The organism is Pseudomonas sp. TE6288, assembly GCF_054062095.1.
In genome coordinates this window covers 190,992-216,934 of record NZ_JBSSEW010000010.1, presented here as the reverse complement: position 1 = coordinate 216,934, position 25,943 = coordinate 190,992, and the positions used below count along the sequence as shown (strand labels likewise).

At 66.1% G+C, this 25,943-nt stretch carries 24 protein-coding genes and 1 pseudogene; 12 read left to right on the top strand and 13 right to left on the bottom strand.

What is annotated here, in order from left to right; translation table 11 throughout:
• Positions 1-251 precede the first annotated feature (251 nt).
• Both ACVWY1_RS12715 and ACVWY1_RS12710 read left to right on the top strand, forming a co-directional pair.
• Entirely contained in the window at positions 252-1,349 is a 1,098-nt protein-coding gene (locus tag ACVWY1_RS12715; protein ID WP_102683737.1) for a carboxynorspermidine decarboxylase, read from the top strand.
• Positions 1,350-1,379: 30 nt separating this feature from the next.
• Entirely contained in the window at positions 1,380-2,624 is a 1,245-nt protein-coding gene (locus tag ACVWY1_RS12710; RefSeq protein WP_038705903.1) for a saccharopine dehydrogenase family protein, read from the top strand.
• A gap of 99 nt (positions 2,625-2,723) precedes the next feature.
• Here the strand turns inward: ACVWY1_RS12710 and ACVWY1_RS12705 are convergent, their stop codons facing one another.
• The gene (locus ACVWY1_RS12705) at positions 2,724-3,770 is read right to left on the bottom strand and encodes a class I SAM-dependent methyltransferase (protein WP_457378361.1); all 1,047 of its coding nucleotides are present in this window, start codon (positions 3,768-3,770) and stop codon (positions 2,724-2,726) included.
• Between the two features lie 194 nt (positions 3,771-3,964).
• On the opposite strand from ACVWY1_RS12705, the gene ACVWY1_RS12700 reads away from it, so the two are divergent.
• On the top strand, positions 3,965-4,453 hold the full coding sequence (locus tag ACVWY1_RS12700; protein ID WP_277503572.1) for a signal peptidase II: 489 nt from the start codon (positions 3,965-3,967) through the stop codon (positions 4,451-4,453).
• A gap of 113 nt (positions 4,454-4,566) precedes the next feature.
• Here ACVWY1_RS12700 and ACVWY1_RS12695 read toward each other — a convergent pair whose 3' ends face one another.
• Entirely contained in the window at positions 4,567-5,421 is an 855-nt protein-coding gene (locus ACVWY1_RS12695; protein ID WP_277503570.1) for a type 1 glutamine amidotransferase domain-containing protein, read from the bottom strand.
• Positions 5,422-5,434: 13 nt separating this feature from the next.
• The gene (locus ACVWY1_RS12690; protein ID WP_111532256.1) at positions 5,435-5,740 is read right to left on the bottom strand and encodes a putative quinol monooxygenase; all 306 of its coding nucleotides are present in this window, start codon (positions 5,738-5,740) and stop codon (positions 5,435-5,437) included.
• Positions 5,741-5,827: 87 nt separating this feature from the next.
• On the opposite strand from ACVWY1_RS12690, the gene ACVWY1_RS12685 reads away from it, so the two are divergent.
• Positions 5,828-6,754, top strand: coding sequence for a LysR family transcriptional regulator (locus tag ACVWY1_RS12685; RefSeq protein ID WP_457378360.1), 927 nt, complete (start codon positions 5,828-5,830; stop codon positions 6,752-6,754).
• Here the strand turns inward: ACVWY1_RS12685 and ACVWY1_RS12680 are convergent.
• Positions 6,735-6,809, bottom strand: a pseudogene (locus tag ACVWY1_RS12680) (hypothetical protein); the annotation flags it as partial. The gene ACVWY1_RS12685 and the pseudogene ACVWY1_RS12680 overlap by 20 nt on opposite strands.
• A 266-nt stretch (positions 6,810-7,075) precedes the next feature.
• Between ACVWY1_RS12680 and ACVWY1_RS12675 the strand changes: the two are divergent.
• Entirely contained in the window at positions 7,076-8,128 is a 1,053-nt protein-coding gene (locus ACVWY1_RS12675; RefSeq protein WP_277503566.1) for a YVTN family beta-propeller repeat protein, read from the top strand.
• A 62-nt stretch (positions 8,129-8,190) separates the two neighbouring features.
• Here the strand turns inward: ACVWY1_RS12675 and gspF are convergent, their stop codons facing one another.
• From gspF to gspG, 7 genes are read right to left on the bottom strand one after another with little or no spacing between them, the layout of a single operon-like run.
• Positions 8,191-9,396, bottom strand: a complete 1,206-nt coding sequence (gspF, locus tag ACVWY1_RS12670; RefSeq protein WP_457378359.1) for a type II secretion system inner membrane protein GspF — start codon at positions 9,394-9,396, stop codon at positions 8,191-8,193.
• Positions 9,396-10,817 carry a type II secretion system ATPase GspE gene (gspE, locus tag ACVWY1_RS12665; protein WP_139670185.1) on the bottom strand — a complete coding sequence of 474 codons (1,422 nt, stop codon included), beginning with the start codon at positions 10,815-10,817 and terminating at the stop codon, positions 9,396-9,398. Before gspE ends, gspF begins: the two co-directional genes overlap by 1 nt.
• The gene (gene gspD, locus ACVWY1_RS12660; RefSeq protein ID WP_457378358.1) at positions 10,814-13,177 is read right to left on the bottom strand and encodes a type II secretion system secretin GspD; all 2,364 of its coding nucleotides are present in this window, start codon (positions 13,175-13,177) and stop codon (positions 10,814-10,816) included. Before gspD ends, gspE begins: the two co-directional genes overlap by 4 nt.
• Positions 13,174-13,692, bottom strand: a complete 519-nt coding sequence (gspM, locus tag ACVWY1_RS12655; protein WP_457378357.1) for a type II secretion system protein GspM — start codon at positions 13,690-13,692, stop codon at positions 13,174-13,176. The genes gspD and gspM overlap by 4 nt, the downstream gene beginning before the upstream one ends.
• Positions 13,682-14,602 (bottom strand): GspL/Epsl periplasmic domain-containing protein, encoded by a 921-nt coding sequence (locus ACVWY1_RS12650; RefSeq protein WP_457378356.1) that lies wholly within the window; start codon positions 14,600-14,602, stop codon positions 13,682-13,684. Before ACVWY1_RS12650 ends, gspM begins: the two co-directional genes overlap by 11 nt.
• Positions 14,599-15,549, bottom strand: coding sequence for a type II secretion system minor pseudopilin GspK (gene gspK / locus ACVWY1_RS12645; protein WP_457378355.1), 951 nt, complete (start codon positions 15,547-15,549; stop codon positions 14,599-14,601). The genes ACVWY1_RS12650 and gspK overlap by 4 nt, the downstream gene beginning before the upstream one ends.
• A gap of 6 nt (positions 15,550-15,555) precedes the next feature.
• On the bottom strand, positions 15,556-16,002 hold the full coding sequence (gspG, locus tag ACVWY1_RS12640; protein ID WP_038705895.1) for a type II secretion system major pseudopilin GspG: 447 nt from the start codon (positions 16,000-16,002) through the stop codon (positions 15,556-15,558).
• A 147-nt stretch (positions 16,003-16,149) separates the two neighbouring features.
• Here gspG and gspI point away from each other — a divergent pair, with 147 nt between their 5' ends.
• A complete protein-coding gene (gspI, locus tag ACVWY1_RS12635) occupies positions 16,150-16,530 on the top strand; it encodes a type II secretion system minor pseudopilin GspI (protein ID WP_110701631.1) in 381 nt (126 codons plus the stop codon).
• A 36-nt stretch (positions 16,531-16,566) separates the two neighbouring features.
• On the opposite strand, the gene ACVWY1_RS12630 is transcribed toward gspI, so the two are convergent.
• Positions 16,567-18,801: a TonB-dependent siderophore receptor gene (locus tag ACVWY1_RS12630; RefSeq protein WP_457378354.1), complete on the bottom strand. Its 2,235-nt coding sequence runs from the start codon at positions 18,799-18,801 to the stop codon at positions 16,567-16,569.
• Between the two features lie 304 nt (positions 18,802-19,105).
• On the opposite strand from ACVWY1_RS12630, the gene ACVWY1_RS12625 reads away from it, so the two are divergent.
• Positions 19,106-20,194 carry a TerC family protein gene (locus ACVWY1_RS12625; protein ID WP_457378353.1) on the top strand — a complete coding sequence of 363 codons (1,089 nt, stop codon included), beginning with the start codon at positions 19,106-19,108 and terminating at the stop codon, positions 20,192-20,194.
• Here ACVWY1_RS12625 and ACVWY1_RS12620 read toward each other — a convergent pair whose 3' ends face one another.
• Complete coding sequence (locus ACVWY1_RS12620) at positions 20,195-20,488, bottom strand: DUF1330 domain-containing protein (RefSeq protein ID WP_457378352.1); 294 nt, start codon at positions 20,486-20,488, stop codon at positions 20,195-20,197. It lies immediately after the preceding gene.
• 78 nt (positions 20,489-20,566) lie between these two features.
• Between ACVWY1_RS12620 and ribBA the strand changes: the two genes are divergently transcribed.
• The 5 genes from ribBA to ACVWY1_RS12595 all read left to right on the top strand — a co-directional run bounded on the left by ribBA (position 20,567) and on the right by ACVWY1_RS12595 (position 25,926).
• Positions 20,567-21,679 (top strand): bifunctional 3,4-dihydroxy-2-butanone-4-phosphate synthase/GTP cyclohydrolase II, encoded by a 1,113-nt coding sequence (gene ribBA, locus ACVWY1_RS12615; protein ID WP_110701627.1) that lies wholly within the window; start codon positions 20,567-20,569, stop codon positions 21,677-21,679.
• Between the two features lie 326 nt (positions 21,680-22,005).
• Positions 22,006-23,031, top strand: coding sequence for an ABC transporter substrate-binding protein (locus ACVWY1_RS12610; protein WP_094011077.1), 1,026 nt, complete (start codon positions 22,006-22,008; stop codon positions 23,029-23,031).
• Positions 23,028-23,945, top strand: coding sequence for an ABC transporter permease (locus ACVWY1_RS12605; RefSeq protein WP_111532250.1), 918 nt, complete (start codon positions 23,028-23,030; stop codon positions 23,943-23,945). Before ACVWY1_RS12610 ends, ACVWY1_RS12605 begins: the two co-directional genes overlap by 4 nt.
• 6 nt (positions 23,946-23,951) lie before the next feature.
• A complete protein-coding gene (locus tag ACVWY1_RS12600; protein ID WP_110701623.1) occupies positions 23,952-24,758 on the top strand; it encodes an ABC transporter permease in 807 nt (268 codons plus the stop codon).
• A 19-nt stretch (positions 24,759-24,777) separates the two neighbouring features.
• On the top strand, positions 24,778-25,926 hold the full coding sequence (locus tag ACVWY1_RS12595; RefSeq protein WP_214501841.1) for an ABC transporter ATP-binding protein: 1,149 nt from the start codon (positions 24,778-24,780) through the stop codon (positions 25,924-25,926).
• Positions 25,927-25,943: the final 17 nt, after the last annotated feature.

The window sequence follows — 25,943 nt, the reverse complement described above, 5'->3', positions numbered from 1 at the left end:
GCGCCGGCAGATCAGGATCGTCACATTGATCTGTTCAACTGGGCTCGCCCCGATGCAAAAGCACATTCGGCCGTCCTTCGCGATAGCGGCCGACCCCGCGCCAAGGACGGCGCAGTCACGGGCCTGATGGCACTTGCCTGGCCAAGTGCGTGGACAACTCGGACGAAATGCGCCTCACGCCCTTTCGTACCGCGGCAAGTGAAGGCACAATGCGTGTCCTTTTTTTGGCCGGCCTGGCCGGGGGCCTTTAAATGATCAAGACGCCGTACTACCTCATCGACAAAACCAAGCTGCTGAGCAACATGGAGAAGATCGCCTACGTGCGCGAACACTCCGGTGCCAAGGCACTGCTTGCCCTCAAGTGTTTCGCTACCTGGTCGGTATTCGACCTGATGCAGCAGTACATGGACGGCACCACCTCGTCTTCGCTGTTCGAGCTCAAGCTCGGCCGCCAGAAGTTCGCCGGCGAAACCCATGCCTACAGCGTGGCCTGGGCCGACGACGAAGTCGAAGAGATGCTCGAGAACTGCGACAAGATCATCTTCAACTCCATCGGCCAGCTCGAGCGCTTTGCCGAGCAGTCCGAAGGCAAGGTGCGCGGCCTGCGCGTCAACCCGCAGGTGAGCAGCTCCGACTACCTGCTGGCCGACCCGGCGCGCCCGTTCAGCCGCCTCGGCGAGTGGGATCCAGAGAAGATCGAGAAGGTGATCGAGAAGATCTCCGGCTTCATGTTCCACAACAACTGCGAGAACGGCGACTTCGGCCTGTTCGACAAGATGCTTACGCACATCGAGGAACGTTTCGGCCACCTGCTGCACAAGGTCGAGTGGGTCAGCCTCGGCGGCGGCATCCACTTCACCGGCGAGGACTACGCGGTGGACGCCTTCTGCGCGCGCCTGAAGCAGTTCTCGCAAACCTACGGCGTACAGGTGTACCTGGAGCCGGGCGAAGCGGCCATCACCAACAGCGCCTCGCTGGAAGTGACCGTGCTCGACACCCTGTACAACGGCAAGCACCTGGCCGTGGTCGACAGCTCCATCGAAGCGCACCTGCTCGACCTGCTGATCTACCGCCTCAACGCCAAGATGGCCCCCAACGACGGCGCGCACACCTACATGGTCTGTGGCAAGTCGTGCCTGGCCGGCGACATCTTCGGCGAGTACCAATTCGACAAGCCACTGGCCATCGGTGATCGGCTGTCGTTCGTCGACACGGCGGGCTACACCATGGTCAAGAAAAACTGGTTCAACGGTCTGAAAATGCCATCCATCGCGGTCAAGCAACTCGACGGCAGCGTCGAAGTGGTGCGCGAGTTCGGTTTCGAAGACTACGTTTCGAGCCTGTCGTAAGACAGGCTTTCATGAAGGAGAGCAGCTGAATTGAAGAAGAACGTTCTTATCATTGGTGCAGGAGGTGTCGCCAAGGTGGTGGCCCACAAGTGCGCACAGCATAACGACGAACTGGGTCGTATTGCGATTGCGTCACGGAACATCTCCAAATGCCAGGCCATCATCGACAGCGTCAAGGCCAAGGGTAGCCTCAAGGTACCCGCCGACATCCAGGCCTTCTCGCTCAACGCCCTCGATGTCGAGGCGACCAAGGCACTGATCCGCGAGACCGAATCGCAGATCGTGATCAACGTTGGCTCCGCCTTCCTCAACATGTCGGTGCTGCGCGCCTGCATCGATACCGGTGTCGCTTATCTTGACACCGCCATCCACGAAGAGCCGGGCAAAATCTGCGAGACCCCGCCGTGGTACGGCAACTACGAGTGGAAACACCTCGAAGAGTGCCAACAAAAGAACATTACCGCCATTCTCGGCGTCGGCTTCGACCCGGGTGTGGTGAACAGCTACGCGAAACTCGCGCAGCAGCAGTACTTCGACCAGATCGACTCGATCGACATCCTGGACGTGAATGCCGGTTCTCACGGCAAGTACTTCGCCACCAACTTCGACCCGGAAATCAACTTCCGCGAGTTCACCGGGCAAGTCTGGAGCTGGCAGAACAGCCAGTGGACCAGCAACACCATGTTCGAGGTCAAGCGCACCGACGATCTGCCGGTAGTGGGTTCGCAGAACCTGTACCTGACCGGCCACGACGAAGTGCACTCGATCTCGAAGAACCTGAACGTGCCGAACGTGCGTTTCTGGATGAGCTTCGGCGAGCACTACATCAATGTGTTCACCGTGCTGAAGAACCTCGGCCTGCTCTCCGAGCAACCGGTGAAAACCGCCGAAGGCCTGGAAGTGGTGCCGCTGAAAGTGGTCAAGGCCGTGCTGCCGGATCCGGCCTCGCTGGCCCCGGGCTACACCGGCAAGACCTGCATCGGTGACCTGGTCAAGGGCACCAAGGACGGTCAGCCGCGCGAGGTGTTCATCTACAACGTGGCCGACCACGAAGAAGCCTACGCCGAGACCGACAGCCAGGGTATTTCCTACACCGCAGGCGTGCCTCCGGTAGCCGCCGCGCTACTGGTTGCCCGTGGTCAGTGGGATGCCGGGCGCATGGTCAACGTCGAGGAGCTGCCGGCCGAGCCGTTCCTCAAGGCGCTGGACGTGATGGGCCTGCCGACCCGCGTCAAGGATGAAAAAGGCGATCGTCCGTGGGACGCTGAAGCCTAAGTTGCACGATGAAGGGGCGCCAGATGGCGCCCCTTCTGTTTGTGGGACCTAACTGAGGGAGCGGGCTTGCCCCGCGATAGCGCTAGCACCGGCAAATCGCTACTTCCTGGCCTCCAGTATCAAGTTGAACGGCGTCTGCGTCGCCCGCCGGAAGCGCCTGAACCCCGCCTCCTCGAACACCGCCCGCAACCGAGCTTCCCCAGCCTGCGCACCCAGCCCCAGCCCCACTTCCTGCGACAGTGAGTTCGGCGTGCAGATGAACGTCGAAGCCGCGTAGAACAAGCGCCCCACCGGGTTGATATTGGCATCCAGGGTATCCTCGGCGAACGGCTCCACCAGCATCACCGTGCCGTCGTCCTTGAGCGCCTGATAGGCGTGTCGTGCCGCGCCCACCGGGTCACCCATATCGTGTAAACAATCGAAGAAACACACCAGGTCCAGATCGTGGCCGGGATAGTCCTTGGCCGACGCCTGCTGGAAGCCGACCCGCTCGGCCACGCCTGCGTCACACGCGCGCTCGCTAGCGGTGAGCACCGAAGGCGCATGGTAGTCGTAGCCGATGAAGCGCGAGGCGGGAAACGCCTCGGCCATGACAATGGTCGAGGCACCATGGCCACAGCCGACATCGGCCACCTGGGCGCCGGCCTGCAGCTTTTCCACCACCCCGTCCAGAGCCGGCAGCCAATCAGCCACCAGGAACGTTCGGTAGCCGGGTCGAAAGAAGCGCTCGGTGCCACTGAACATGCATGGATGGTGATCGCCCCAGGCCAGGGCGCCATCGCCGCGCATGGCCGCCACCAGCTTGTCCTTGTCATGGAACAGTGCCGCCAGCACCGAGGCGCCGCCGGCCATGTAGGCGGGCGAATCTTCCAGCGCCAAGGTCATGGCCTGCTCTTCGGGCAGGGTGAACTGTCCATCGTGATGCACCAGATAACCCGCCGCGGCCTGGCCATTGAGCCACTCGCGTACCAGCCGCGGCTGGCAGCCGGTGCGTTCGGCCAGGGCCTCGGGCGTGACTGGCTGACTGTCGGCCATGGCCCGATACAGCCCCAGCTCATCCCCAAGGATGACATTGGCCAGCGTCGCCGCCGCGCCCATGTCGCCCACCAGCTTGCCCATGAACTCGTGAAGCCTTGCCTCGTCCATGACCTGCCCTCCTCTGCCAGAAGGCCACCGTCGGCGACGTCCGGTCCGGTAGGCGGTGGTCGGATGGTTGATCGGGTCGCATCTGCAACCGACCCGGGCTTTAAGTCTAGACCCGCCTGCGCTATCTTCGCCGCGCCGCAGGCTTGCCCGCCAATGGCGGACGACCGCATTCGCGCACTAAAGGAACTGTCAGCATGTTTTCCAGCCGTACCCTCGTCCTCACCCTGGGCGTTGCCTTCATCATTCTCGACCAGTGGGTAAAACTGATCGCCCTGGTCGCCCTGAACAATCACAGCTATGTCTATGGCAACCAGAGCGTCTGGCTGGACCTGGCCCTGAGCCTCAACCCCGGAGCGTTCCTCAGCCTCGGCGCCGGGCTGGCTCCGTGGCTCAAGCAACTGGTGTTCGTGGTCGCCGTCGGCGTGGTGTGCGCCTGGGCCATGGTCTGGGCCTGGCGCCACTGGCAATCGGCACCGGTCAAGGCCAGCGCGGCCTGGTTCATCGCCGTGGGCGGGCTGTCCAACTTGATCGACCGGGTGTTTCGCGACGGCCACGTGGTCGATTACCTGGTCCTCAACATCGGCACCCTGCACACCGGCGTGTTCAACCTGGCCGACATCGCCATCATGGCCGGCGCCACGGTGCTGGTGGTGGACGGCATTACCCGGCCGAGCAAAGGCTGATCCCGCCTCGCCAATGGGCCGCACTGCGGGCCGCCCCAAGCGAGGCAAAGCCTGCGCACCTGAATGACCGAGGCCCTGCCAGCATCCGCAAGGCCTCGATCACCTGCACTCGCTCAGTTCTTGCGACTACCGACACTCTCCAACTGCTCGAGCAACGCCTTGGCCAACGCCTTGTCGGAAAACGGATTCTGCCCGGTGATCAACTCGCGATCGACCACTACATGGGGCTGCCAGGCCTGGGCATAACTCATGTCGCCTCCTGCGCCGGCCATGGCCTTGGCGGGATAGAACTGCAGACGCTGCTCCTTGAGTGAGCCCTCGAACACCTGCTCCTCAGGGTCAGAGAAAATGGTCATGCGATAGCCCCGGTACGTCCAGTCGCTGGCCGCCGGGGTTTCGCCACGAGCGAGCGCGGCGCGGTAGGCAACCGGATCCTGCTGCGCCGACAGCAACGTGATCGGGCCGTGGCAAATGGCAGCCGTGGGCTTGCCGGCCTGGTGGAAGTGACGCAACAGGGCACCGACGTCGGGGTTGTTGGCCAGGTCGATCAGCGGCGCATGGCCCCCCGGGATGAAGATCCCGACATAGCGGCCCATATCGCCCGCCAGTACCTCCTTCACCGACAGCGTGTCGTCGATATCCGGCAGGCTGTCGACCACCTGGCGGATACGCTGCATCTCGCGGGCATCGCCGCCGAAGTACATCGGATCGATCGAGCGCTCATCGACACTCGGCGCATTGCCCTTGGGAGTCACCAGCACCAGCTTGTAGCCGGCCTTGAGCAACTGGTCGGCAGGCACGCCGAATTCGTTGAGGTAGTAACCGGTGGGGTACGGTTTACCGTCCTTGAGCTGCAGCTGGTTCTCGCTGGACAACAGCACCAGTACCTCACCCTTCACAGCGGCGGCGGCCTGACCGGCCAGCAAAGTGCCAGCCAGTGCCAGCGCGACGGGAGCAATCATGTTCATGGTGTCTTCCTGATCAGTTGAATGGCGCGATATCCAGCCCGTGGGCAAGCTGCACCTGAGTCGGTGCGGCCAACCAGCCGGCGCTGGCGGCGCGATAGGCCTGGTAATGGGCACTGTTGCGATGGGCCTCGACGGCGGCGGCATCGACATACAGCTCGAACAGCTCGAACGCCATTACCTCGCCCTCGCGGACGAACAGGTCATAGCGCAGGTTGCCGGGCTCGGCGCGGGTCTGCTCCACCATCAGGCGCAAGGCCTGTTCTGTGACCTCACGGTGTTCAGGATGCGGCTGGATAGTGGCGAAGATGGCAATGGTCACGGGCGTCTCCCTCAACAAGTTGGGCCCATCCTACCCATCGCGTTATGATTCGATAATTCGAAAGCACTTATTCCTGTGATTCATTTTATGAATATCAGCAACAAGGACCTCAACCTGCTGCACCTGTTCCAGGTGCTCTATGAAGAGCGCAATGCCTCCCATGCAGCGCAACGGCTGGCCCTCAGCCAGCCCGCCCTGAGCCACAAGCTCAACAAGCTGCGCCAGCAGTTCGGCGACCCCTTGTTCGTGCGTGCGCCGCGTGGCCTCACGCCAACGCCCAGGGCCCATGAACTGGCGCCCCGGATACAGCAACTGGTTGCACAGCTACAGGACTTCTACAGGGATTGCGACGGCGATGATTTCCTCTCCCGCCCGACCCAGGTGCACCTTTACAGCACCGACTACCTGGAGCAGACCCTGCTGCCCAGGCTGCTGCCGATCCTGCGCACCCAGGCACCGAACCTGACCCTGATCACCCACAACACCCAGGGCAACCTGCCACGCGAGGCGCTGGAAAAAGGCACCTGCGACCTGGCCATCGCCGGTTTCTACAACGGCTTGCCGGACACCTTCCATCAACAGCGCCTGCTCAGTGAGGACTTCGTGGTACTGGCCGCCGCCGACAACCCACACCTGACCGAGGGCATGAGCCTGGAGGCGTTCCTGGCCTGCGAGCACCTGCTGACCACACTCACCGGCGACCTCGATGGCCGGGTCGATCACGCCCTGCGGGCTATTGGTCGGCAACGTCGGGTGGTGGCCGGCCTGTCCAGCTTCATTGCCCCTACGCGCCTGGTGCGCGGCACCGACCTGCTACTCACCTGCCTGCGCTCGCTGGCCATCGAAGCGGTCGAGCGCGACCCCGGCCTGCGCCTGCACACCCTGCCCCTGGCGCTGCCTCGGGTGGAAGTGATGCAAATCTGGCACGCGCGTACCCACGTCGACCCCTTGCGTCGCTGGTTCCGGCAACAGGTATGGGAGGTGGCGCAGCGGGTCACTGCACCAGCTGGTTGATCTCGATGATCGGCATCAGCACCGCCATGACGATCAGCAGCACCACCGCTCCCATATCGCCCACCAGCTTGCCCATGAACTCGTGAAGGCTTGCCTCGTCCATGACCTGTCCTCCTCTGCCAGAAGGCCAACGTCGGCGACGTCCGGTCCGGGAGGCGGTGGTGGGATGGATGATCGGGCCTTGTCTGCAACCGGCCCGAACTTAAGTCTGGACCGCCGGCACTGCCCCTGCGGCTGCACATGTCCACTGAAACTCTAGGGCGGCCCGACGGGTCACAGCCAGTGCATGCAACAAGGATCACACCTTCAAGGAGACTGGACATGCCCTACCCCATGACATTCACCCCCCCCTTCCGCCTGCTGGCCCTGGCCGGTGCCCTGCTGGCCTGCTCCACTTTGGCCAATGCCGACGACGTGCTGCTGGTCGGCAACAAGGCCGACGCCAGCGTGTCAGCCCTGGACACTGGCAGTGGCCAGGAAATGATCCGCCTGCCGGTAGGCACCGGCCCCCACGAGGTGGTGGTCAGTGGCAATGGCCTGCTGGCCGTGGTTGGCAATTACGGCGCGCAAGGCACGGCGAACAACAGCCTGAGCGTGATCGACTGGCCGACCCGGACGGTCGTGCGCACCATCGACCTGGGCGAAGACGCCCGCCCCCACGGCATTCGCTTCCTGCCCGACAGCCAGCGTGTGGTGGTGACCACCGAAGCCAGCGAACGTCTGCTGGTGGTCGACCTGGCCCAAGGCAAAGTGCTCGACCGGATAGACGTCGGTGGCGGCAAACCGCACATGGTCGCGCTGTCACCCGGTGCCGACCGCGCCTACGTCAGCCATGTCGAGAGCGGCACGCTGTCGGTGGTCGATCTGCTGCACAAGAAGAAAATCGCCGAGGTCCCCACGGGCGCCGGCAGCGAAGGCGTGGCGGTGACCCCCAGCGGCACCCAGGTATGGGTCAGCAACCGCGACGGAAACGAAGTGGTCATCGTCGATAGCAAGCGCCTGGAAGTCACCGACCGTATCCGCACCGGCCTGTTCCCGATCCGCGTCGCGATGACCCCGGATGGCAAGTATGCACTCGTCACCTGCGCCAAGTCGGCGGAACTGGCGGTGATCGACGTGGCGGCCAAGAAAGAGATCAAGCGCATCGGCCTGGCGCGCGAAGGCGCCGAATACCGCCGTACGATGCTCGGCGAAGAGGCGTTGCCAATTGGCGCGGTGGTCTCGCCGGATGGCAAGCGGGTCTATGTGGCGATCAGCGGCGGCGACGAAGTCGCGGTGATCAGCACCGCCAACTGGACCGAGAAGGCCCGCTGGAAAGCCGGCCCCGAGCCGGATGCCCTGGCGATCGTGGTGCAGCCGAAAGAAGACAGCTGAGCACCGCAAAGGCGCCTCGCGGGAGGCGCCTTTGCCGAGCGCTCGGGCCATGGCTGCCCCCCTCACTGCACCAGCTGGTTGATCTCGATGATCGGCATCAGCACCGCCATGACAATCAGCAGCACCACCGCGCCCATGATCACGATCATCAGCGGCTCGAGCAGCGCGGTCATGCCCATGGCGCGGCGCTCGATGTCCTTGGCCAGGCTGTCGGCGGCGCGATCGAGCATAGGCGGCAGGTTGCCAGTCTTCTCGCCGCTGGCGATCAGGTGGATGAGCAGCGGTGGAAAGACCTTCTCCACCGCCAGCGCCGAGGCCAGCCCGGCGCCCTCGCGCACCCGCGCGGTGGCCTCGCTGACACACTGGTCGAGGCGATCGTTGCCCAAGGTCTGGCGCGCCGCCTCCAGCGCACGCAGCAGCGGCACCCCGGCGCTGCCGAGGATCGCCAGCGTGGAGGCAAAACGCGCCGTGTTCAGGCCCAGCGCGAAACGGCCGAACAACGGCAGCCGCAGGATCCGGGCGTGCCAGGCCAGGCGCGCCGCCGGGGCGCGCAGGTAGACCCGCCAGGCCCAGAACGCCCCGACCATCAGGGCGCAGCACAGCGCGCCCCATTCACGCACGAAGTCACTGGCCGCCAGCATCGCCAGGGTCAGCCCGGGCAGGTCCTGGCGTGCCTGGGTGAAGGCGCTGACCACCTGCGGCACCACGTAGCTGAGCAGGAAGATGACGATGCCCACCGACACCAGCCCGACCACGCCGGGGTAGATGAACGCGGTGAGTATCTTGCCGCGCAAGGTGTTGCGCTCCTCGATGTAGTCGGCCAGGCGCTCCATCACCTGGGCCAGGTCGCCGGACTCCTCACCCGCCGCCACCAGTGCCCGGTAGATCTCGGGGAAGTCCCGCGGCCGCTGCGCCAGTGCGTCGGCCAGGCGCATGCCACTGCGCACATCGCCGCGCACCGCCCCCAACAACTGCGCCACATGCTTGCGCTCGGCCTGCTCCAAGGTCGCGCCCAGCGCCGCTTCCAGCGGCAGGCCGGCGGCCAGCAGGCTGGCCAGCTGACGCGTGGCCCAGGCCAGGTCGCCATCGCTCAGCCTGGCGCTGAACAGGCCCGCGCCCTGCCCGACAGCGGCCTGGGCCTCGACCTCCAGCGCGGTCAGCCCCAGGCCGCGCAGCTGCGCCATCGCGGCGCCCGGACTGTCGGCTTCGAGCAGCCCTTTGACGATATGCCCCTGGGCGTCGGCGGCTTCATAGCGATAACGGTTCATCAGGCATCCCGTGTCACGCGCAGGATCTCTTCCAGGCAGGTGCTGCCGCTGTCGACCCAACGCTGGCCGTCTTCACGCATGCTGCGCATGCCGTTGCCCCGGGCGGCGGCGCGCAGGGCCTGTTCATCGGCGCCCTGATGCACCAGGGCGCGTACGGTGTCGTCCACGCAAAACAGCTCGTGGATGCCGGTGCGCCCGCTGTAGCCACAGTGATTGCAATGCGCGCAGCCCACCGCCCGGTACTGCCCGGGCGCGGCTGGGTCGGGCTCGCGGCAGTGCGGGCACAGGCGCCGCACCAGGCGCTGGGCCAGCACGCCGAGCAGCGCCGAGGCCAGCAGGAACGGCTCGACGCCCATGTCGACCAGGCGGTTGACCGCCGACACAGCATCGTTGGTGTGCAGCGTGGCCAGCACCAGATGCCCGGTCAGCGAGGCCTGCACGGCAATCTGCGCGGTCTCCAGGTCGCGGATCTCGCCGATCATGATCACGTCCGGGTCCTGGCGCAGAATGGCGCGCAGGGCCACGGCGAAGCTCATGTCGATGCGCGCGTTGACCTGGATCTGGCTGATCCCCGGCAGGTCGTATTCCACCGGGTCCTCGACGGTGAGGATGTTGCTGACACTGGCATCCAGCCGCGCCAGGGCGGCGTACAGGCTGGTGGTCTTGCCCGAGCCGGTGGGGCCGGTGACCAGCACGATGCCATGGGGCTGGCGGATCAACTGGTCCAGCCGCGCCAGCACTGCGGCGTCCATGCCCAGCGCCTCCAGGCGCAGGCGCCCGGCCTGTTTGTCCAGCAGGCGCATCACCACGCGCTCGCCATGGCCGGTGGGCACGGTTGACACGCGGATATCGATGGGCCGCCCGGCCACGCGCAGGGCGATGCGGCCGTCCTGGGGCAGGCGCTTCTCGGCGATGTCCAACTGCGCCATGATCTTGATCCGCGACACCAGCGCGCCGTGCAACGCCTTGCGCGGCGAGACCACGTCGCGCAGGGTGCCGTCGACCCGGTAGCGCACCAGGCAGTGGCTCTCGAACGGCTCGATATGGATATCGCTGGCCTGGTCGCGTGCCGCCTGGGTGAGCAAGGCGTTGATCATGCGGATCACCGGCGCGTCGTCCTGGGCCTCGAGCAGGTCGGTGACTTCCGGGATGTCCTGCAGCAGGCGGTCGAGGTCCACTTCGTTCTCTGCCGCGCCCACCACCGCCGCGGCGCTGCCGGTATCGGCGTAGGCGCTGACTAGCAACGCGTCCATGTTCGCATCGGTCACCGCTTCGACAGCCACCGGGCCAAAACGCCGACGCACCTCTGCCAACGCCCAGCCCGGGCTCGAAGGGCAACACGAGAGTACCGCCCTCGCCTCGTCATCGGCCTGCAGCACCACCCGCTGGGCCTTGGCCCAGGCATACGGCAGGCGGCTCAACGGGCCACCTCGTCCACCGGCACGGCACGGATCGAGGCCCGTGGTGCCTGCGATGACACCGGCCGCGCGCGGCCCTGGTCGGGCACGCCCTGCTCCACCGGCGGCAGCAGCGGCATGTCCATGTCCGGCAGCGCCCAGGAATGCTCGGGCTTGAGGTTGCCCTGGGTACGGCGGATGAAGTCGTAGCGGTTCAGGGTGATGCTGCGCCCGGCCGCGGCATCGCGCACGATGTACGGGCGCAGGAACACCATCAGGTTGGTCTTGGTGCTGGCCCGGCGCTCGCTGCGAAACAACGCGCCGACCCCCGGCAGCCCGGACAGCCACGGGATACCTTCGTTGCTCTGGGTGTAGCCGTCCTGGAGCAACCCGCCGAGGACCATGATCTGGCCATCGTCGAGCAGGATGCTGGTGTCGATGGCGCGCTTGTTGGTCACCGTGCCGGCGGCACTGGAGGCGCGCTGGTCGACGCTGCTGACCTCCTGGTAGACGTCGAGCTTGACCGTGCCGCCCTCGGAGATCTGCGGCCGCACGTTCAGGCGCAGGCCCACTTCCTCGCGCTGGATGGTCTGGAATGGGTTGTTGCTGTTGCCGCCGCCATCGGTGACGTACTGGCCGCTGACGAAGGGAATGGTCTGGCCGACGAAAATGCTCGCCGCCTCGTTGTCCAGGGTCAGCAGGTTGGGTGTCGACAGCACGTTGCTGCCACCCTTGCTGGTCAGCGCACGGGCCAGCACCTTGAGGTCGAGCACCTCGCCGATGCCGGGGATCTTCACCGTGCCATCGACCACGCCCACCGACAGCCCCTTCGGCAGTACGTCGATGCTGCTCGGCCCCTTGACCAGCCCGCTGCCACCGAGGTTGGCGCCGCCGAACACGCCATTCTTGCCAAGGTTGCCGGCTTGCCACTGGATGCCGAATTCATTGGCGTCGTCCTCGCCGACCTCGACGATAAGGCTTTCCACCACCACTTGGGCGCGGCGCTGGTCAAGCTGGTCGATGACCTCGCGCAGGCTACGGTACAGCGGCTCGGGGGCGGAAATCAGCAGGGTATTGGTGGTCTTGTCGGCCTGGATGGTCGCGCCGCCAGCGGAGAACGCGGTGCCTTGGTCGTTCTGCTGCGCGCTGGCGCCGTAGCCGTTCGGCGTGCTGCCGGCGCCCAGGCCGTTGCCGCGGTTCTGGCTGCCAGTTGTGCTGTTGTTCTGCATGCCGGTGTTGTTGCCGGTGCTGGCGCTATTGCTGTTGCCACTGCCGCCGGTGAGCATGCCGCCACCGCTGAGCAGCGCACGCGTGCCGTCGGCAGTGGCGCTGTCGCTCTCACCGGTCAGCAGCCCGCGCAGGCTCTGCGCCAGCTTGTCTGCCTGGGCATTGCGCAGGTACACCACGTGCAGATTGCCGGCGCTGTTCTGCGCATTGTCGAGCTTGTAGACCAGGTCGCGGGCCAGCTGGGTGCGCTCGGGGCTGCCGGAACGGATCACCACGCTGTTCGAACGCGGATCGCCCAGCACGCTGATCTTCTGCGTCGGGTCGCTGCCCTGGCTGTCGAGCAGCTCATTGACCATGCTGGCGATGTCGCTGGCGATACCGTTGTTGATCGCCACCACATCGGTGTCGATGGCGCTGGGGATGTCGACCCGATCGAGGATCTGCGCGACCCGCTCGAGGTTTTCGGCGTAATCGGTGACGACCAGGGTGTTGTTGCCCGGGTAGGCGTTGATCGGGTTGTCCGGCGAGACGATCGGGCGCAGCACCGGGATCAGGTTGACGGCATTTTCATACTGCAGACGGAAGGTCCGGGTGACCATGCCGTTGCCGGCGTCGCGGTCACCGCTCACCAGCGCGCCGCCGAGCAACTTGGCGTCGGCCTGGGGCACCACCTGGGCCACGCCGCCGACATCGACCACGCTGAAGCCCTGCATGCGCAGGGCCGACAGCAGCATGGAATAAGCCTTGGCGGCAGGCACCTCACCTTCGGAAACCAGGGTCAGCTGGCCCTTGACCCGTGGATCGACCAGGAACTGGCGACCGGTGGCGCGGGACAGGCCGCGCACCACTGCCTGGATATCGGCATCGACGAAGTTCAGCTGTACCGGCTGGTCGCCGAGTGGATTGGTCGGCACGGGTGCGGCCACGGCGCGGCTGTGGCGCTGGCCGACGCGAGGCGGTGCCTGGCGCTGCAGCGGGCGGCTCTGCGGTTCGCGGTGATCCAGGGTGCCCGCCGTGGCACCGGCTTCGGCCAGCGGGCGGCCCAGCTCGCTGCTGGCCAGGGGGCGTTGCACGCTCGGCGCGCTGGCGCAGGCGCTGAGTGCCAAGGCCAGGAGCAAGGGCGCGAACGGCAGTCGCGGTGAACGGAGGCACGTCATGAAGGGTCCTTAGCGCCATGCGCCTGAGTCATGCGAAGGGTTCCGGAAAAGGTCACCGGGCTGCCGGGCTCGCCGGGGTCCCGGCGCAATGTCAGCTGGCCAACACCGAGCCCGAGGCGCGGCGGCACAGACTGTAGCCACGCCATGGCCGCCTCTGCGGGGGCCCGCTGCCAGCCCAGGTGCCAGGTGTCGCCCTCGCCGTCGAGCTGTGACTGCGCCAGCAGGCCAGCCTGCTCCAGGCCCTGGCGCAAAGCCTGGGCGGTATCCGCTGGCCGTTGTGCCAGGCGCTCGCCGAGCAAGGCATCGAGCGCCTGCGCCTGGCTGCGCAGCTTGGGTGTTTCGGCCTGCCAGTGGTCGATCCGGGCCAGGGCGGGAAGCATCAGTACCTGCCAGCAGAACAGCGCGCCGAGCAAGCCGCCTGCCAGGGCGACCGCACGACGCTCCCGCGCGGCCAGGGCTTGCCAGCGTTGCCGGCCCTGCCCGCGCAGCAGGCCCAGGCGGGCCTTAATCGACATGGGCCAGCTCCTCACCGGATGGGTTGGCTGCCCTCAGGGTCCAGCCTTGCCCACTGGCCTGGCCCTCGATGCCGCGTGCGGCGAGGTCGGCCTGCCAGGCGCTGTCCGCCGGAGCCTTGCCACCATCGTCCAGGGGCGTGAGACGCAGCACGCCATCCTGATAGTCCAGTGCCTCGACATTACCCGCGAGGAACGGCATGACCTGTCCGGCGCCGTCGAGCAAGGCCGCCAGCCCCGAGCCGGCGCCGCCCTGCCCGCCCTGCAGTTGCTGACGCGCCTGCTGCAACGGGTTGAGAACCACCGGCAACTGCGGGAAGGCCATGCGCACCTGGGCGACCATGTAGGCGCGCAGCCGCTCGCCCTCGTCGGCCAGGTGCGCGGCATAGAGGTTCAAGCCCAGGCACCAGATCACTGCCGCCGCGCCCCAGATCGCCAAGGTGCGTCCCAACGCTGGCGATTTCACTGGCCCGGCAAGCCCGCCGGCCAAATCGACCGACGACGCTGTATCGTCCTGCCGGGCGAACAGCCCGGCCACGCGGATGCCATCGGCCTGCAGCCACGCCTGCAGAAGCGCCATCTGCGCAAGGCCCAGCCAGGCCACGGCGACCTGCCCATCAGCCCGGCGCGGCCCGTGCGCCACATGGACCTGCCCGACATCGCCAAGCACCAGCCCCTGGACCGCGCAGCCCACCGCCGCGCTCAACCGCTTGCCCGTCAGCGGTGGCAAGGCCAGGGCCAGGGCCAGGCTGTCGTGCGCATGCAGGTGCAGGCGCCAGGGCGCGCCCTTGGCCTGGCGCTGCAACTGCGCGCGGGTGGCCTGGCCGCCACGCTCGGCCTGGCGGTAATCCAGCAGCGAGGCATCCCCCAGCTCCGCCAACGGCGGCAGCTGCACGTCAACCAGCGTACTCATGCGCCCACCCGGCTCCAGATGACATCCGGCAACTGCCCCTCGCGCTGGCGCAGCAGCGCCTGCAGGGGTAGTTCACGGCTGCCCAGGCGCGCCTGGCCGCGCAGGCGGAACCAGTCGCTGTTGATCCCCACCCGCACATTGGCCATGGCCAGCTGCGGCATGCGCAAACGGTTGACGAAATCGCCCCGGTTGATGAACCAGCGCCCACTGTCGCGCTCGGCCACCAGCGCCATGGCCTGCTGCAGCGACAGCCCCGGCACCTGCGCGGCAAGCACTTCGGCGCTGGCGGTGTTGCCATTGATCCAGGTCAGCGCCGGCAGTACCGTGACGAATTGGCGCAGGCGTTGCAGGGCCTGGCCATCCATGCCCTTGAGCCGGGCCAGGGCATCGACGCTGCGCAGCATCGGGCGCCTGGCCGGCAACGGCTCGGCGGCAACGGCCGGCGAGCTCGCACGGCTGCCTTGCAGGCCTTGACCGGCACTGCTGGGGGATACCGGCGGGCGCTGTGGGTAGCTGTCGATCACCTGCCCGGCGATGGCCGTGGCCAGCCGCTCGCCGATGCCGATCAGCGCGCACAGGCGCTGGAAGGTCGCCAGTGCCTCGCTGTCCACCTGGCCATCGACCACCAGGTTGCGCAGGTTGAACTTGCCCTGCTCATCCTCCAGTTGCCCATCGAAGCGCACGCTACCGGACGGCACATCGCGCATCGGTCGCGTCCAGGGTTGGCCGCTACGTACCAGTGGGTCGCGCAGGCGTTGTTCGAACAACACCCGACGGCTCAACTGCAGGCCGCCTTCCAGCGCCCATTGTCCCTGCAGCGCCATCTGGCGGTTCTCTATCTGCCGGGTCTGCAGCCCCTGGCGTTCGATCATGCCTGCGGCGATCACCGCCACCACCGCGGCAATCAACAGCGCACTGATCACGGCCATGCCTTCCTGGCGCGCCATGGCCGGTCACAACTGCCAGGAGCCGAGGTCGGCGTTCACCCCGTCGCCCCCGGCCTGGCCGTCGGCGCCCAGGGAAAACACATCGATCTCGCCGTTGGCGCCCGGATTCAGGTACTGGTAAGGGCGGCCCCAGGGGTCGTTGGGCAGGCGGTCGAGGTAGGCACGCCATTGGCCATCCTTGGCCTGTGCCGGCTTCTCCACCAACACCTTCAGGCCCTGGTTCTGGTTCGGGTAGGCGCCGTTGTCCAGGCGGTACAGCTTCAGTGCCTGCATCAACCCGCCGATGTCCTGGCGCGCCGCCGTGGCGCGCGCCTGGTCGGGGCGGTCGAGTACCTTGGGCACCACCATCGCCGCGAGAATCCCGAGGATCACCACCACCACCATGATCTCGATCAGGGTGAAGCCCTGCTGGCGCAAGCGGCGGGCGGGAAGGTTGCGGCGGGCGATCTGCATCTCGGCATTCCTTGCGTGAGTTCGAATCGGGGGCCGATTGTGGCAAGGCGGTATGTCACGGATATTGAAAAAGCTCGGGAGTCGACGTCGTCAAAGCGTCATCGGGCCGCTCTACAGTGCTGCTTTGCCTTGCGCGAAAGGTGCCCTGTGCGTGCCACCGAGGATGGTTTCACCCTGATCGAAGTGCTGGTGGCGTTGACCATCGTGGCGGTGGCCATGGCCGCCGCAGTGCGCGCCAGCGGCTTGATGACCCAGGGGAACGGGCTGTTGCGCGACAAGGCGCTGGCCTTGCTCGCCGCCCAGGGACGCCTGGCCGAACTGCGCCTGGAAGGCAGCGCCAGGCCAGGCGTCAGGCAGTTCGAATGCGACCAGGGCCGCCTGCGCTTGCGCTGCGAGCAGCGCGTGTCGCGCTCGCGGCAAGGGCTGCTGGAGGTGTCGCTGCAGGTGTTCGACCGCCAGCATGAAGGGCCGGCGCTGGCGCGGTTGCAGACGTTGCTCGGGGGCGCCGAGGCTGCGCCCTCCACGTAAGAAGCGGGCGTGCCCGCTCCCCCGTGGCGGGTACCCTCAGAACGCGTAGCGCGTGGTCAGCATGAAGTTGCGTGGGTCACCGTAGTAACCGCCGTTGTAGAAGCCCAGGTTGTTAAAGTACTTCTTGTCGGTGAGGTTGTTGCCGTTGAGGGTCACCGACAACTGCTCGGTCACCTGGTACCGCGCCAGCGCATCCAGGGTCAGGTAGTTCGACTGGGTGTAGCGGATGGTCTCGCCCGCCGCCACCGGGCTGTCCAGGTCCTTCCAGATCTTGCTCTGCCAGTTGGCCGAGCCGCCGACGGTAAGCTTGTTCCACACCCCCGGCAGGCGGTAGGTGGTGGACAGGCGCAGCAGGTTCTCCGGCTCGATGGTGGAGATCTTGTCGCCCTCGCCATCGCGGGTGATACGGTGGGTGAAGCCACCCTGCACATGCCAGTCCGGGGTCAGCTCGCCCGCCACTTCCAGCTCGAAGCCACGGGTCTTGGCGCCCTGGATCGCCCGGTAGATGCCACGGTTGGTGGCCGGGTCGGTGCGGTCGAGTTCAGCGAGGTTGTCCTGGCGTACCTCGAACAGCGCCAGGCTGGCGTTGAGACGCCCGTCGTAGAACTCGCCCTTCAGGCCCAGCTCATAGGCGTCGCCCTCCTCCGGCTCGATCATCTTGCCGTTGGCGTCCTGCTCGGTCTCGTGCGGCTTGAAGATGCTGGTGTAGCTGCCATACACCGACCAGCTGTCGTCCAGGTCATAGACCACGCCGGCATAGGGTACGACCACGCCGTTCTCTTCCAGGTCCTGGGTCTTGCTGCGCTGGCCGCTGGTGGTGTCCAGGCGGGTGCTGTCGAGCTGCCAGTTGGACAGGCGACCACCGAGGATCACCGACAGTTTGTCGGTGGGCTTGAAGCGGCCGGTCAGGTAGGCCGCGTCTTCCTGCACACGGGTATCGACCTTCGACAGCGGACGCCCCCAGTCGGGTTCGCTGAACTCGCCGCGCCACTGGTAGATGTTGGCGCCACCGAAAAGGAACGGCCAGTTGCTTTCATGGGCGCGCACGTCGCGGTGGGAAATACCCGCTACCAATTCGTGCTCACGCCCCAGCAACTGGAACGGGCCACTGGCGTACAGGTCGTAGGCGTTCTGGTCGGTCTGGTAGCGGTAGCGGCCCAGCCACACGCCCATGCCGGCTCCCGTGGCGGCATCGGGGTAGCCACTGGCAGCCGAACCCAGGCGCATCGGCGCATCGGTCTCGCTGCGAGTGGCCGAGGCCTTGAGCGTCCAGTCGTTGGCCAGGCGCTGCTCGAGGGTGACGAACAGGTTGTCGGCGGTGTTGTCCCAGGCACTCCACTTGGCCCCGGGGTTGAACGAGCGCGACATGCCAAAGCGGTTGCCCTGGCTGTCCAGCAAAGGTGTCGACGGCCCCCAGGACGAACCTTCCGGGCGGTTGCTCTGGCGGCTCAGGCCGACGCTGAGCAAGGTGTCATCGCTGAGGTCGGCCTCGACGATGCCGTACATCACCTGTTTCTTCTCGGACAGGTTGTCCATGAACGACTGGCCGTCCTCGTAGGCCGTGACCAGGCGCCCGCGCACATTGCCGTCCGGTGTCAGCGCGCCGCCGATGTCGAACTCGCCACGGTAGGTGTCCCAACTGCCGGCGCCGAGCGATACATAGCCGGACAACTCGCGGGTCGGCCGCTTGCGCACCAGATTGACGGTCGCCGACGGGCTGCCGAAGCCACTGAGCAGGCCCGTGGCGCCACGCAGCACCTCGACCCGGTCGTAGATCACCAGGTCGGTCTGGTCGATGCCATTGCCGAAGCGGAAGGCCGCCGGGATGCCATCGACCTGGAAGTTGTCGATGTCGAAGCCACGGGCCTTGAAACTGGCGCGGTTGCTGTCGAGCTTGGTGACGGTGACGCCAGGCGTCTTGCCCAGCACATCGCTGATGCTGGTGAGGTTCTGGTCATCCATCTGCTGGCGGGTGATGACCGTGACCGACTGCGGCGTTTGCCGTGGCGACAAGGCCATGCGCGTGGCGGTGCGGCTGGCGCCGGTGGTGTAGGACCCGCTGCCTTCGGTGGTCTCGCCCAGCGCGGTATCGGTGATGGCGGTGGCGCCCAGCTCCAGGGTGCCCTTGCCGCTGGCGGCTTCGGCCCAGGCCGGGCCGGCCGGCGCGGCGAGGCTTGCCGCGAGGATGGCCAGTGCCAGCGGATGGCGCTGGCGGACGGTGGTGGCGTTCCCTGCCCTTTGAACCGTGTTCAGAGAGTGCTGTCGTTGCACGCTTGTCGACCCCTAGTTGTTGTGTCTGCTTGATGCAGGTGGGGCTAATCACTGGCGATTGTTGTGGTTGTGCGCCCGTTCTGCGACGGCTGCGGCGCATCCTAGGGTTTTTACGAATTTTTTTACAATTGCGAATATTTCGCATTGATTGGATCCAGGCAAAGAAATGTAACAGCCTGCCATTCGGCAACCCCGGCGAACGCGACTAGGCTCAATGGCATGTGATGCCGGGCCCCTCTGACGGTTTGCGCCGCCATGTCGGAATCACTGTTGCCATGCAACGTCGACAATCAAGGAGGGGCTCATGACAGCTCTGCACACTTTTCTTTTCACGCCTTTTCTCGGTACCAGCGCCTGGTTGTGGCTGGTCTTCATCACCATCGTCATCGCCTTGCTGGTCCTCGACCTCGGTGTGCTGCACCGCCAGGACCGCGAGATCGAGATGCGCGAAAGCCTGCTGCTGTATTCGGGCTACTTCAGCGTCGGCGTGCTGTTCGGCGTATGGGTCTGGTATGAACTCGGGGCGCAGCCGGCGCTGGAGTTCTACACCGGTTTCCTGGTCGAGCAATCGTTGTCGATGGACAACGTGTTCGTCATGGCGATGATCTTCAGCTTCTTCGCCATCCCCCGCCGCTATCAGCACCGCGTGCTGTTCTGGGGCATCCTCGGGGTGGTGGTGCTGCGGGCGATCATGATCGGCGTGGGCGCCGCGCTGGTACAGCACTTCGCCTGGGTGCTGTATATCTTCGGCGCCTTCCTGCTGTTCACCGGAGTGAAGATGGCGCTGTCCAAGGATGATGCCCACCCGGACCTGGCCAACAACCCGGTGCTGCGCTTCGTGCGCCGGCACATGCGGGTGACCGACCAGCTGCATGGCCGGCACTTCTTCGTCCATCTCACGCCGCCGGGAACGGACCGCGCCATCCGCTATGCCACACCGCTGTTCCTGGCCCTGGTGCTGATCGAGCTGGCCGACCTGGTGTTCGCCGTCGACAGCGTGCCGGCGATCTTCGCCATCACCCAGGACCCGTTCATCGTCTACACCTCGAACATCTTCGCCATCCTCGGCTTGCGCTCGCTGTACTTCGCCCTGGCGGCACTGATGCACCGCTTCGTCTACCTCAAGTACGCGCTGGCGTTGGTGCTGATCTTCATCGGCTGCAAGATCTTCTGGCACGGGCTGGTGGGCAAGGTGCCGGCCGGCATTTCGCTGGGGGTCACGTTCGGGCTGTTGCTCGGCGGCGTGCTGCTGTCGTTGCTGCGCACACGCAATCAGCAGCAACCGGCCGAACAACAACCAGCACAGGACGAACCACTGCCCACAGAAAACAAGCCGACCGCCATGGCCGCCGACAACATTGCCGAGAAGAAAGGCCCGCACCTGCGGGTCTGATCAGGGCACGAGCCCCTCGACGATGATCACCTGAGCCATCGCCGCCCCCTGGCGATGGCGGCAGGCCTCCTGGTACAGGTCCGAGCGATAGCAGGCCACGGCCTGCTCATAGGAATCGAACTCGACCACCACGCTGCGCTGCGGCGTCGCCCGCCCCTCCAGCGCCTCGCTGCGCCCGCCCCGGGCCAGGAAGCGCCCGCCAAAGGCGACGAACGCCGCCGGGGCGCGCTGGGTGTATTGCAGGTATTGCTCGGGGTCGGTGACGTCCACATGGGCGATCCAGTAGGCCTTCATTCGTCGCGCTCCGGTTGCATGGTCATTATCGTATTATGGTATACCATAAAACTTTCCTGACCAGTATGAGCGTGCAACATGGCCTTCAACAACATCGAAGAACTCCTCGACGACTACCGCCAGGGCCGGATGGTCCTGCTGGTGGACGACGAGGACCGGGAAAACGAAGGCGACCTGCTGATCGCCGCCGAGCGCTGCGACGCCCAGGCCATCAACTTCATGGCCCGCGAGGCGCGTGGCCTGATCTGCCTGACCCTCACCGATGAGCACTGCCAGCGCCTGGGCCTGGAGCAGATGGTGCCAAGCAACGCCAGCGTGTTCGGTACCGCTTTCACCGTCTCGATCGAAGCCGCCAGCGGTGTGACCACCGGCATTTCCGCCGCCGACCGGGCACGCACGGTGGCCGCGGCCATGGCCGCCGACGCCCGCCCCGAAGACCTGGTACAGCCCGGCCACATCTTCCCCTTGCGTGCCCGCGAAGGCGGCGTGCTGACCCGCGCCGGGCACACCGAGGCCGGTTGCGACCTGGCCCGCCTGGCAGGCTTCAGCCCGGCATCGGTGATCGTCGAGGTGCTCAATGACGACGGCAGCATGGCCCGCCGGCCCGACCTGGAAGTGTTCGCCGCCCGGCATGGCATCAAGATCGGCACCATCGCCGACCTGATCCACTATCGGCTGAGCACCGAGCAGACCATCAAGCGCATCGGTGAACGCGCATTGCCCACGGTGCACGGCAACTTCCGCCTGGTCACCTACGAAGACCGCATCGAAGGCGGCGTGCACATGGCCATGGTCATGGGCGAGATCCGCCGCGAGCAGCCCACCCTGGTGCGCGTGCATGTGATCGACCCGCTGCGCGACCTGGTTGGCGCCGAGTACGCAGGCCCGGCCAACTGGACGCTGTGGGCGGCGCTGCAGAAGGTCGCCGAGGAAGGTGCCGGGGTGGTGGTGATCCTGGCCAACCATGAATCCTCCCAGGCCCTGCTCGAACGCGTGCCGCAACTGACTCAGCCGGCCCGGCCCTACCAGCGTGGCCAGTCGAAGGTCTACTCGGAGGTCGGCACCGGCGCGCAGATTCTCCAGGACCTGGGCGTGGGCAAGCTGCGCCACCTGGGGCCGCCACTCAAGTACGCCGGGTTGGCCGGGTACGAGCTGGAGGTGGTGCAGAGCATTCCGTTCGAGGGTAATTGATTTCACGGGGCTGCAAGCACTGCCTGTCAGCGGGCTCCCACAGGGACCTCGCAATTCCTGAGACCCGCGCCGTATCTGTGGGAGCCGGCTTGCCGGCGATGGGCCGCAAAGCGGCCCTGTCGCCACGCGGAGTGATGGCCGGTCAGCGCCGACCTCTTGCGAAAAGTTTGGAATACCATAATATGACATTCCGTAGACCTTGATTCTGCCGGCCGCACCTACACTGACATGACGGCCACGCTCCACCCGTTTGACGCTGCTCCCCGAACATGATTGGCGGGCGACAGAAGCCCGCCTCGAATAACAAAAGCAACGAGGGCGTAACCATGCTGTTGAGCAAACGAGTAACCGCAGTGCTGTCCGCCAGCCTGCTGACCCTGGCCTGCCAGGCCACCCAGGCGGCCGACAGCCTGAACTTCGTCAGCTGGGGCGGGACCACCCAGGATGCGCAGAAGGCCGCATGGGCCGAACCCTTCAGCAAGGCGTCCGGCATCAAGGTGGTGCAGGACGGCCCCACCGACTACGGCAAGCTCAAGGCCATGGTCGAAAGCGGCAACGTGCAGTGGGACGTGGTCGATGTCGAAGCCGACTTCGCCCTGCGCGCCGCCAGCGAAGGCCTGCTCGAACCCCTCGATTTCAAGCAGATCCAGCGCGACAAGATCGACCCGCGCTTCGTCTCCGACCATGGCGTCGGCTCGTTCTTCTTCTCCTTCGTGCTCGGCTACAACGAGGGCAAGCTCGGCGCCAACAAACCGGTGGACTGGTCCGCCCTGTTCGACACCAAGACCTACCCCGGCAAGCGCGCCCTGTACAAGTGGCCCAGCCCCGGCGTGCTCGAACTGGCCCTGCTGGCCGACGGCGTGGCGCCAGACAAGCTCTACCCGCTGGACCTGGACCGCGCCTTCAAGAAGCTCGACACCATCAAGAAAGACATCGTCTGGTGGGGCGGCGGCGCCCAGTCGCAGCAACTGCTGGCCTCGGGTGAAGCCTCGCTCGGGCAGTTCTGGAACGGCCGCGTGTATGCCTTGCAGCAGGACGGCGCGCCGGTCGGCGTGAGCTGGAAGCAGAACCTGGTCATGGCCGATTTCCTGGTCATCCCCAAAGGCGCGAAGAACAAGGACGCGGCCATGAAGTTCCTGGCCAACGCCAGCAGCGCCGAAGGCCAGGCCGAGTTCGCCAACAAGACCGCCTACGCCCCGGTCAACGTCGACAGCGTGGCCAAGCTCGACAAAGACCTGGCGCCGAACCTGCCGACTGCCTACGCCCAGGACCAGGTGACCCTGGACTTCGCCTACTGGGCGAAGAACGGCCAGGCCATCGCCGCCCGCTGGAATGAGTGGCTGGTCAAATGAAAGTCGCCATCAATGCCCTGCACAACGCGCAAGGTGCCCCCAGCGGCACCGGCGCGCCCGGGGCGGCCGAGCGTCGCCCGCCCATCAGCCAACGCTGGCGCGGCAGCCGCAACCTGCTGCCGGCGCTGCTGTTCCTCGGCCTGTTCTTCTTCGCCCCGCTGGTCGGCCTGCTGCTGCGCGGGGTGCTGGAGCCCGAGCCGGGCCTTGGCAACTATGCGCAGCTGTTCGCCAACTCGGCCTATGCCCGGGTGCTGTTCAACACCTTCTCGGTGGCCGGCCTGGTCACCCTGATCAGCGTGCTGCTGGGCTTCCCGCTGGCCTGGGCGATCACCCTGGTGCCCAAGGGCTGGGGCCGCTGGCTGCTGAACATCGTGCTGCTGTCGATGTGGACCAGCCTGCTGGCGCGCACCTACTCATGGCTGGTGCTGCTGCAGAGCTCGGGGGTGATCAACAAGGTGTTGATGGCGCTGGGCATCATCGATGCGCCGCTGGAGATGGTGCACAACCTCACCGGCGTGGTGATCGGCATGAGCTACATCATGATCCCGTTCATCGTCCTGCCGTTGCAGGCGACCATGCACGCCATCGACCCGATGGTGCTGCAGGCAGGCTCGATCTGCGGCGCCAGCCCCTGGACCAACTTCTGGAAGGTGTTCCTGCCGCTGTGCCGCTCGGGGCTGTTCTCCGGCGCGCTGATGGTGTTCGTGATGTCGCTCGGTTACTACGTTACCCCGGCCCTGCTCGGCGGCGCGCAGAACATGATGCTGCCCGAATTCATCATCCAGCAGGTTCAGTCGTTCCTCAACTGGGGCCTGGCCAGCGCCGCCGCCGCGCTGCTGGTGGTGATCACCCTGGTGCTCTTCTACCTGTACCTGAAGCTGCAGCCGGAGTCCCCGGTCGGCAACGCGAGGTAAACCGCCATGCTGCTTTCCCCCAATGCCATGGGTCGCCCACTGCGCACCGGGCTGTACCTGACCACCGGGCTGATCGCTGCCTTCCTGCTGCTGCCGGTGGTGTTCATCATCCTGCTGTCGTTCGGCTCGTCGCAGTGGCTGGTGTTCCCGCCACCGGGCTGGACCTTGAAGTGGTACGCGCAGTTCTTCGCCAACCCCGAGTGGATGGATGCGGCGCTGGCCAGCCTCAAGGTGGCGCTGCTCACCACCTTCGCCGCCGTGGCTCTCGGCCTGCCCACTGCCTTTGCCCTGGTGCGCGGTCGCTTCCCGGGCCGCGAGCTGCTGTACGGGCTGTTCACCATGCCGATGATCGTGCCCCTGGTGATCATCGCCGTGGCGGTGTACGCGCTGTTCCTCAAGCTGGGCTACACCGGCACCTTGTTCGCCTTCGTGGTCAGCCACGTGATCGTCGCCCTGCCCTTCACCATCATCTCGATCATCAACTCGCTCAAGCTGTTCGACCAATCCATCGAGGACGCCGCGGTGATCTGCGGCGCCTCGCGCCTGCAGGCGATCGTCAAGGTGACCTTCCCGGCGATCCGCCCGGGGATGATCGCCGGCGGCCTGTTCGCCTTCCTGGTGTCGTGGGACGAGGTGGTGCTGAGCGTGATGATGGCGAGCCCCGACCTGCAGACCCTGCCGGTGAAGATGTGGACCACCCTGCGCCAGGACCTGAGCCCGGTGATCGCGGTGGCCTCGACGCTACTGATCGGCCTGTCCCTGCTTGTGATGTTCATTGCCGCCGCCCTGCGCCGGCGCGCCGAAAACGCCTGACTGCCTGGAGACAATGACAATGAGTGCAGTGATCAAAGACGATACGCGCAACCAGACCCTGGTCAGCCTGCGCGGCCTGAACAAGCACTACGGCGACTTCACCGCCGTGGACAACCTGGACCTTGAGATCCAGGACGGCGAGTTCCTCACCTTCCTCGGCTCCAGCGGCTCGGGCAAGTCCACCACCCTGTCGATGCTGGCCGGCTTCGAGACGCCCAGCAGCGGCGAGATCCTGGTTGACGGCCAGTCGCTGGTCAACGTGCCGCCGCACAAGCGCGACATCGGCATGGTGTTCCAGCGCTACTCGCTGTTCCCGCACCTGAACGTGCGCGACAACATCGGCTTCCCCCTGGCCATCCGCAAACTCGGCGCCGACGAGACCCGCAAGCGCGTGGAGGCCATGCTCAAGCTGGTACGCCTGGAACCCTTCGCCCACCGCAAGCCCTCGCAGATGTCCGGCGGCCAGCAGCAGCGCGTGGCGATCGCCCGGGCGCTGGTGTACGAGCCGCGCATCCTGCTGATGGACGAGCCACTCGGCGCGCTGGACAAGAAGCTGCGCGAAGACCTGCAGGACGAACTGCGCCAGCTGCACCGGCGCCTGGGCATCACCATCGTCTACGTGACCCACGACCAGGAGGAGGCGATGCGCCTGTCCCAGCGCATCGCCATCTTCAGCCATGGCCGCATCGTCGGCCTGGGCACCGGCTACGACCTCTACCAGAACCCGCCGAATGCCTTCGTCGCCTCGTTCCTGGGCAACTCCAACTTCCTGCGTTTCACTGCCAGCGGCAACGGCGGCGGACACTTCGAGGGCCAGCCGGTGGCGGTGCGCCTGACCCCGGGCCTGGCCAACGCCCAGGAAGCGTTGATCATGGTGCGCCCGGAGAAGGCCCAGGCGCTGACCGTCGAGCAGGCCGCGCGCGAACCCTTGCCGGCAGGCTGGAACGAAGTCAGCGCCACGGTCGCCGAGTTGCTGTTCCTCGGCGAAAGCCAGACCTGCCATGTGGTCACCCAGGGCGGCACGGCGCTGACGGTCAAGGCGCTGTCCGCTGCGGGCATGCCCATGCAGCCGGGCGACCAGGTCAGGGTGCGCTGGGCCGTAGCGGATGCGTGCATCTACACCGACTGGGCCGAGAGCGACCTGAGCAAGGGCGCCGGGGCACATTGAGCCAACCAGGGGCCGCG

Excerpts from the sequence above, each read along its gene's own strand:
- ACVWY1_RS12715 (WP_102683737.1), top strand. The coding sequence starts at position 252 with ATGATCAAGACGCCGTACTACCTCATCGACAAAACCAAGCTGCTGAGC.
- ACVWY1_RS12705 (WP_457378361.1), bottom strand. The coding sequence starts at position 3,770 with ATGGACGAGGCAAGGCTTCACGAGTTCATGGGCAAGCTGGTGGGCGAC.
- ACVWY1_RS12700 (WP_277503572.1), top strand. The coding sequence starts at position 3,965 with ATGTTTTCCAGCCGTACCCTCGTCCTCACCCTGGGCGTTGCCTTCATC.
- ACVWY1_RS12695 (WP_277503570.1), bottom strand. The coding sequence starts at position 5,421 with ATGAACATGATTGCTCCCGTCGCGCTGGCACTGGCTGGCACTTTGCTG.
- ACVWY1_RS12685 (WP_457378360.1), top strand. The coding sequence starts at position 5,828 with ATGAATATCAGCAACAAGGACCTCAACCTGCTGCACCTGTTCCAGGTG.
- ACVWY1_RS12675 (WP_277503566.1), top strand. The coding sequence starts at position 7,076 with ATGCCCTACCCCATGACATTCACCCCCCCCTTCCGCCTGCTGGCCCTG.
- gspF (WP_457378359.1), bottom strand. The coding sequence starts at position 9,396 with ATGAACCGTTATCGCTATGAAGCCGCCGACGCCCAGGGGCATATCGTC.
- gspD (WP_457378358.1), bottom strand. The coding sequence starts at position 13,177 with ATGACGTGCCTCCGTTCACCGCGACTGCCGTTCGCGCCCTTGCTCCTG.
- gspM (WP_457378357.1), bottom strand. The coding sequence starts at position 13,692 with ATGTCGATTAAGGCCCGCCTGGGCCTGCTGCGCGGGCAGGGCCGGCAA.
- ACVWY1_RS12650 (WP_457378356.1), bottom strand. The coding sequence starts at position 14,602 with ATGAGTACGCTGGTTGACGTGCAGCTGCCGCCGTTGGCGGAGCTGGGG.
- gspK (WP_457378355.1), bottom strand. The coding sequence starts at position 15,549 with ATGGCGCGCCAGGAAGGCATGGCCGTGATCAGTGCGCTGTTGATTGCC.
- gspG (WP_038705895.1), bottom strand. The coding sequence starts at position 16,002 with ATGCAGATCGCCCGCCGCAACCTTCCCGCCCGCCGCTTGCGCCAGCAG.
- ACVWY1_RS12625 (WP_457378353.1), top strand. The coding sequence starts at position 19,106 with ATGACAGCTCTGCACACTTTTCTTTTCACGCCTTTTCTCGGTACCAGC.
- ACVWY1_RS12620 (WP_457378352.1), bottom strand. The coding sequence starts at position 20,488 with ATGAAGGCCTACTGGATCGCCCATGTGGACGTCACCGACCCCGAGCAA.
- ribBA (WP_110701627.1), top strand. The coding sequence starts at position 20,567 with ATGGCCTTCAACAACATCGAAGAACTCCTCGACGACTACCGCCAGGGC.
- ACVWY1_RS12610 (WP_094011077.1), top strand. The coding sequence starts at position 22,006 with ATGCTGTTGAGCAAACGAGTAACCGCAGTGCTGTCCGCCAGCCTGCTG.
- ACVWY1_RS12605 (WP_111532250.1), top strand. The coding sequence starts at position 23,028 with ATGAAAGTCGCCATCAATGCCCTGCACAACGCGCAAGGTGCCCCCAGC.
- ACVWY1_RS12600 (WP_110701623.1), top strand. The coding sequence starts at position 23,952 with ATGCTGCTTTCCCCCAATGCCATGGGTCGCCCACTGCGCACCGGGCTG.
- ACVWY1_RS12595 (WP_214501841.1), top strand. The coding sequence starts at position 24,778 with ATGAGTGCAGTGATCAAAGACGATACGCGCAACCAGACCCTGGTCAGC.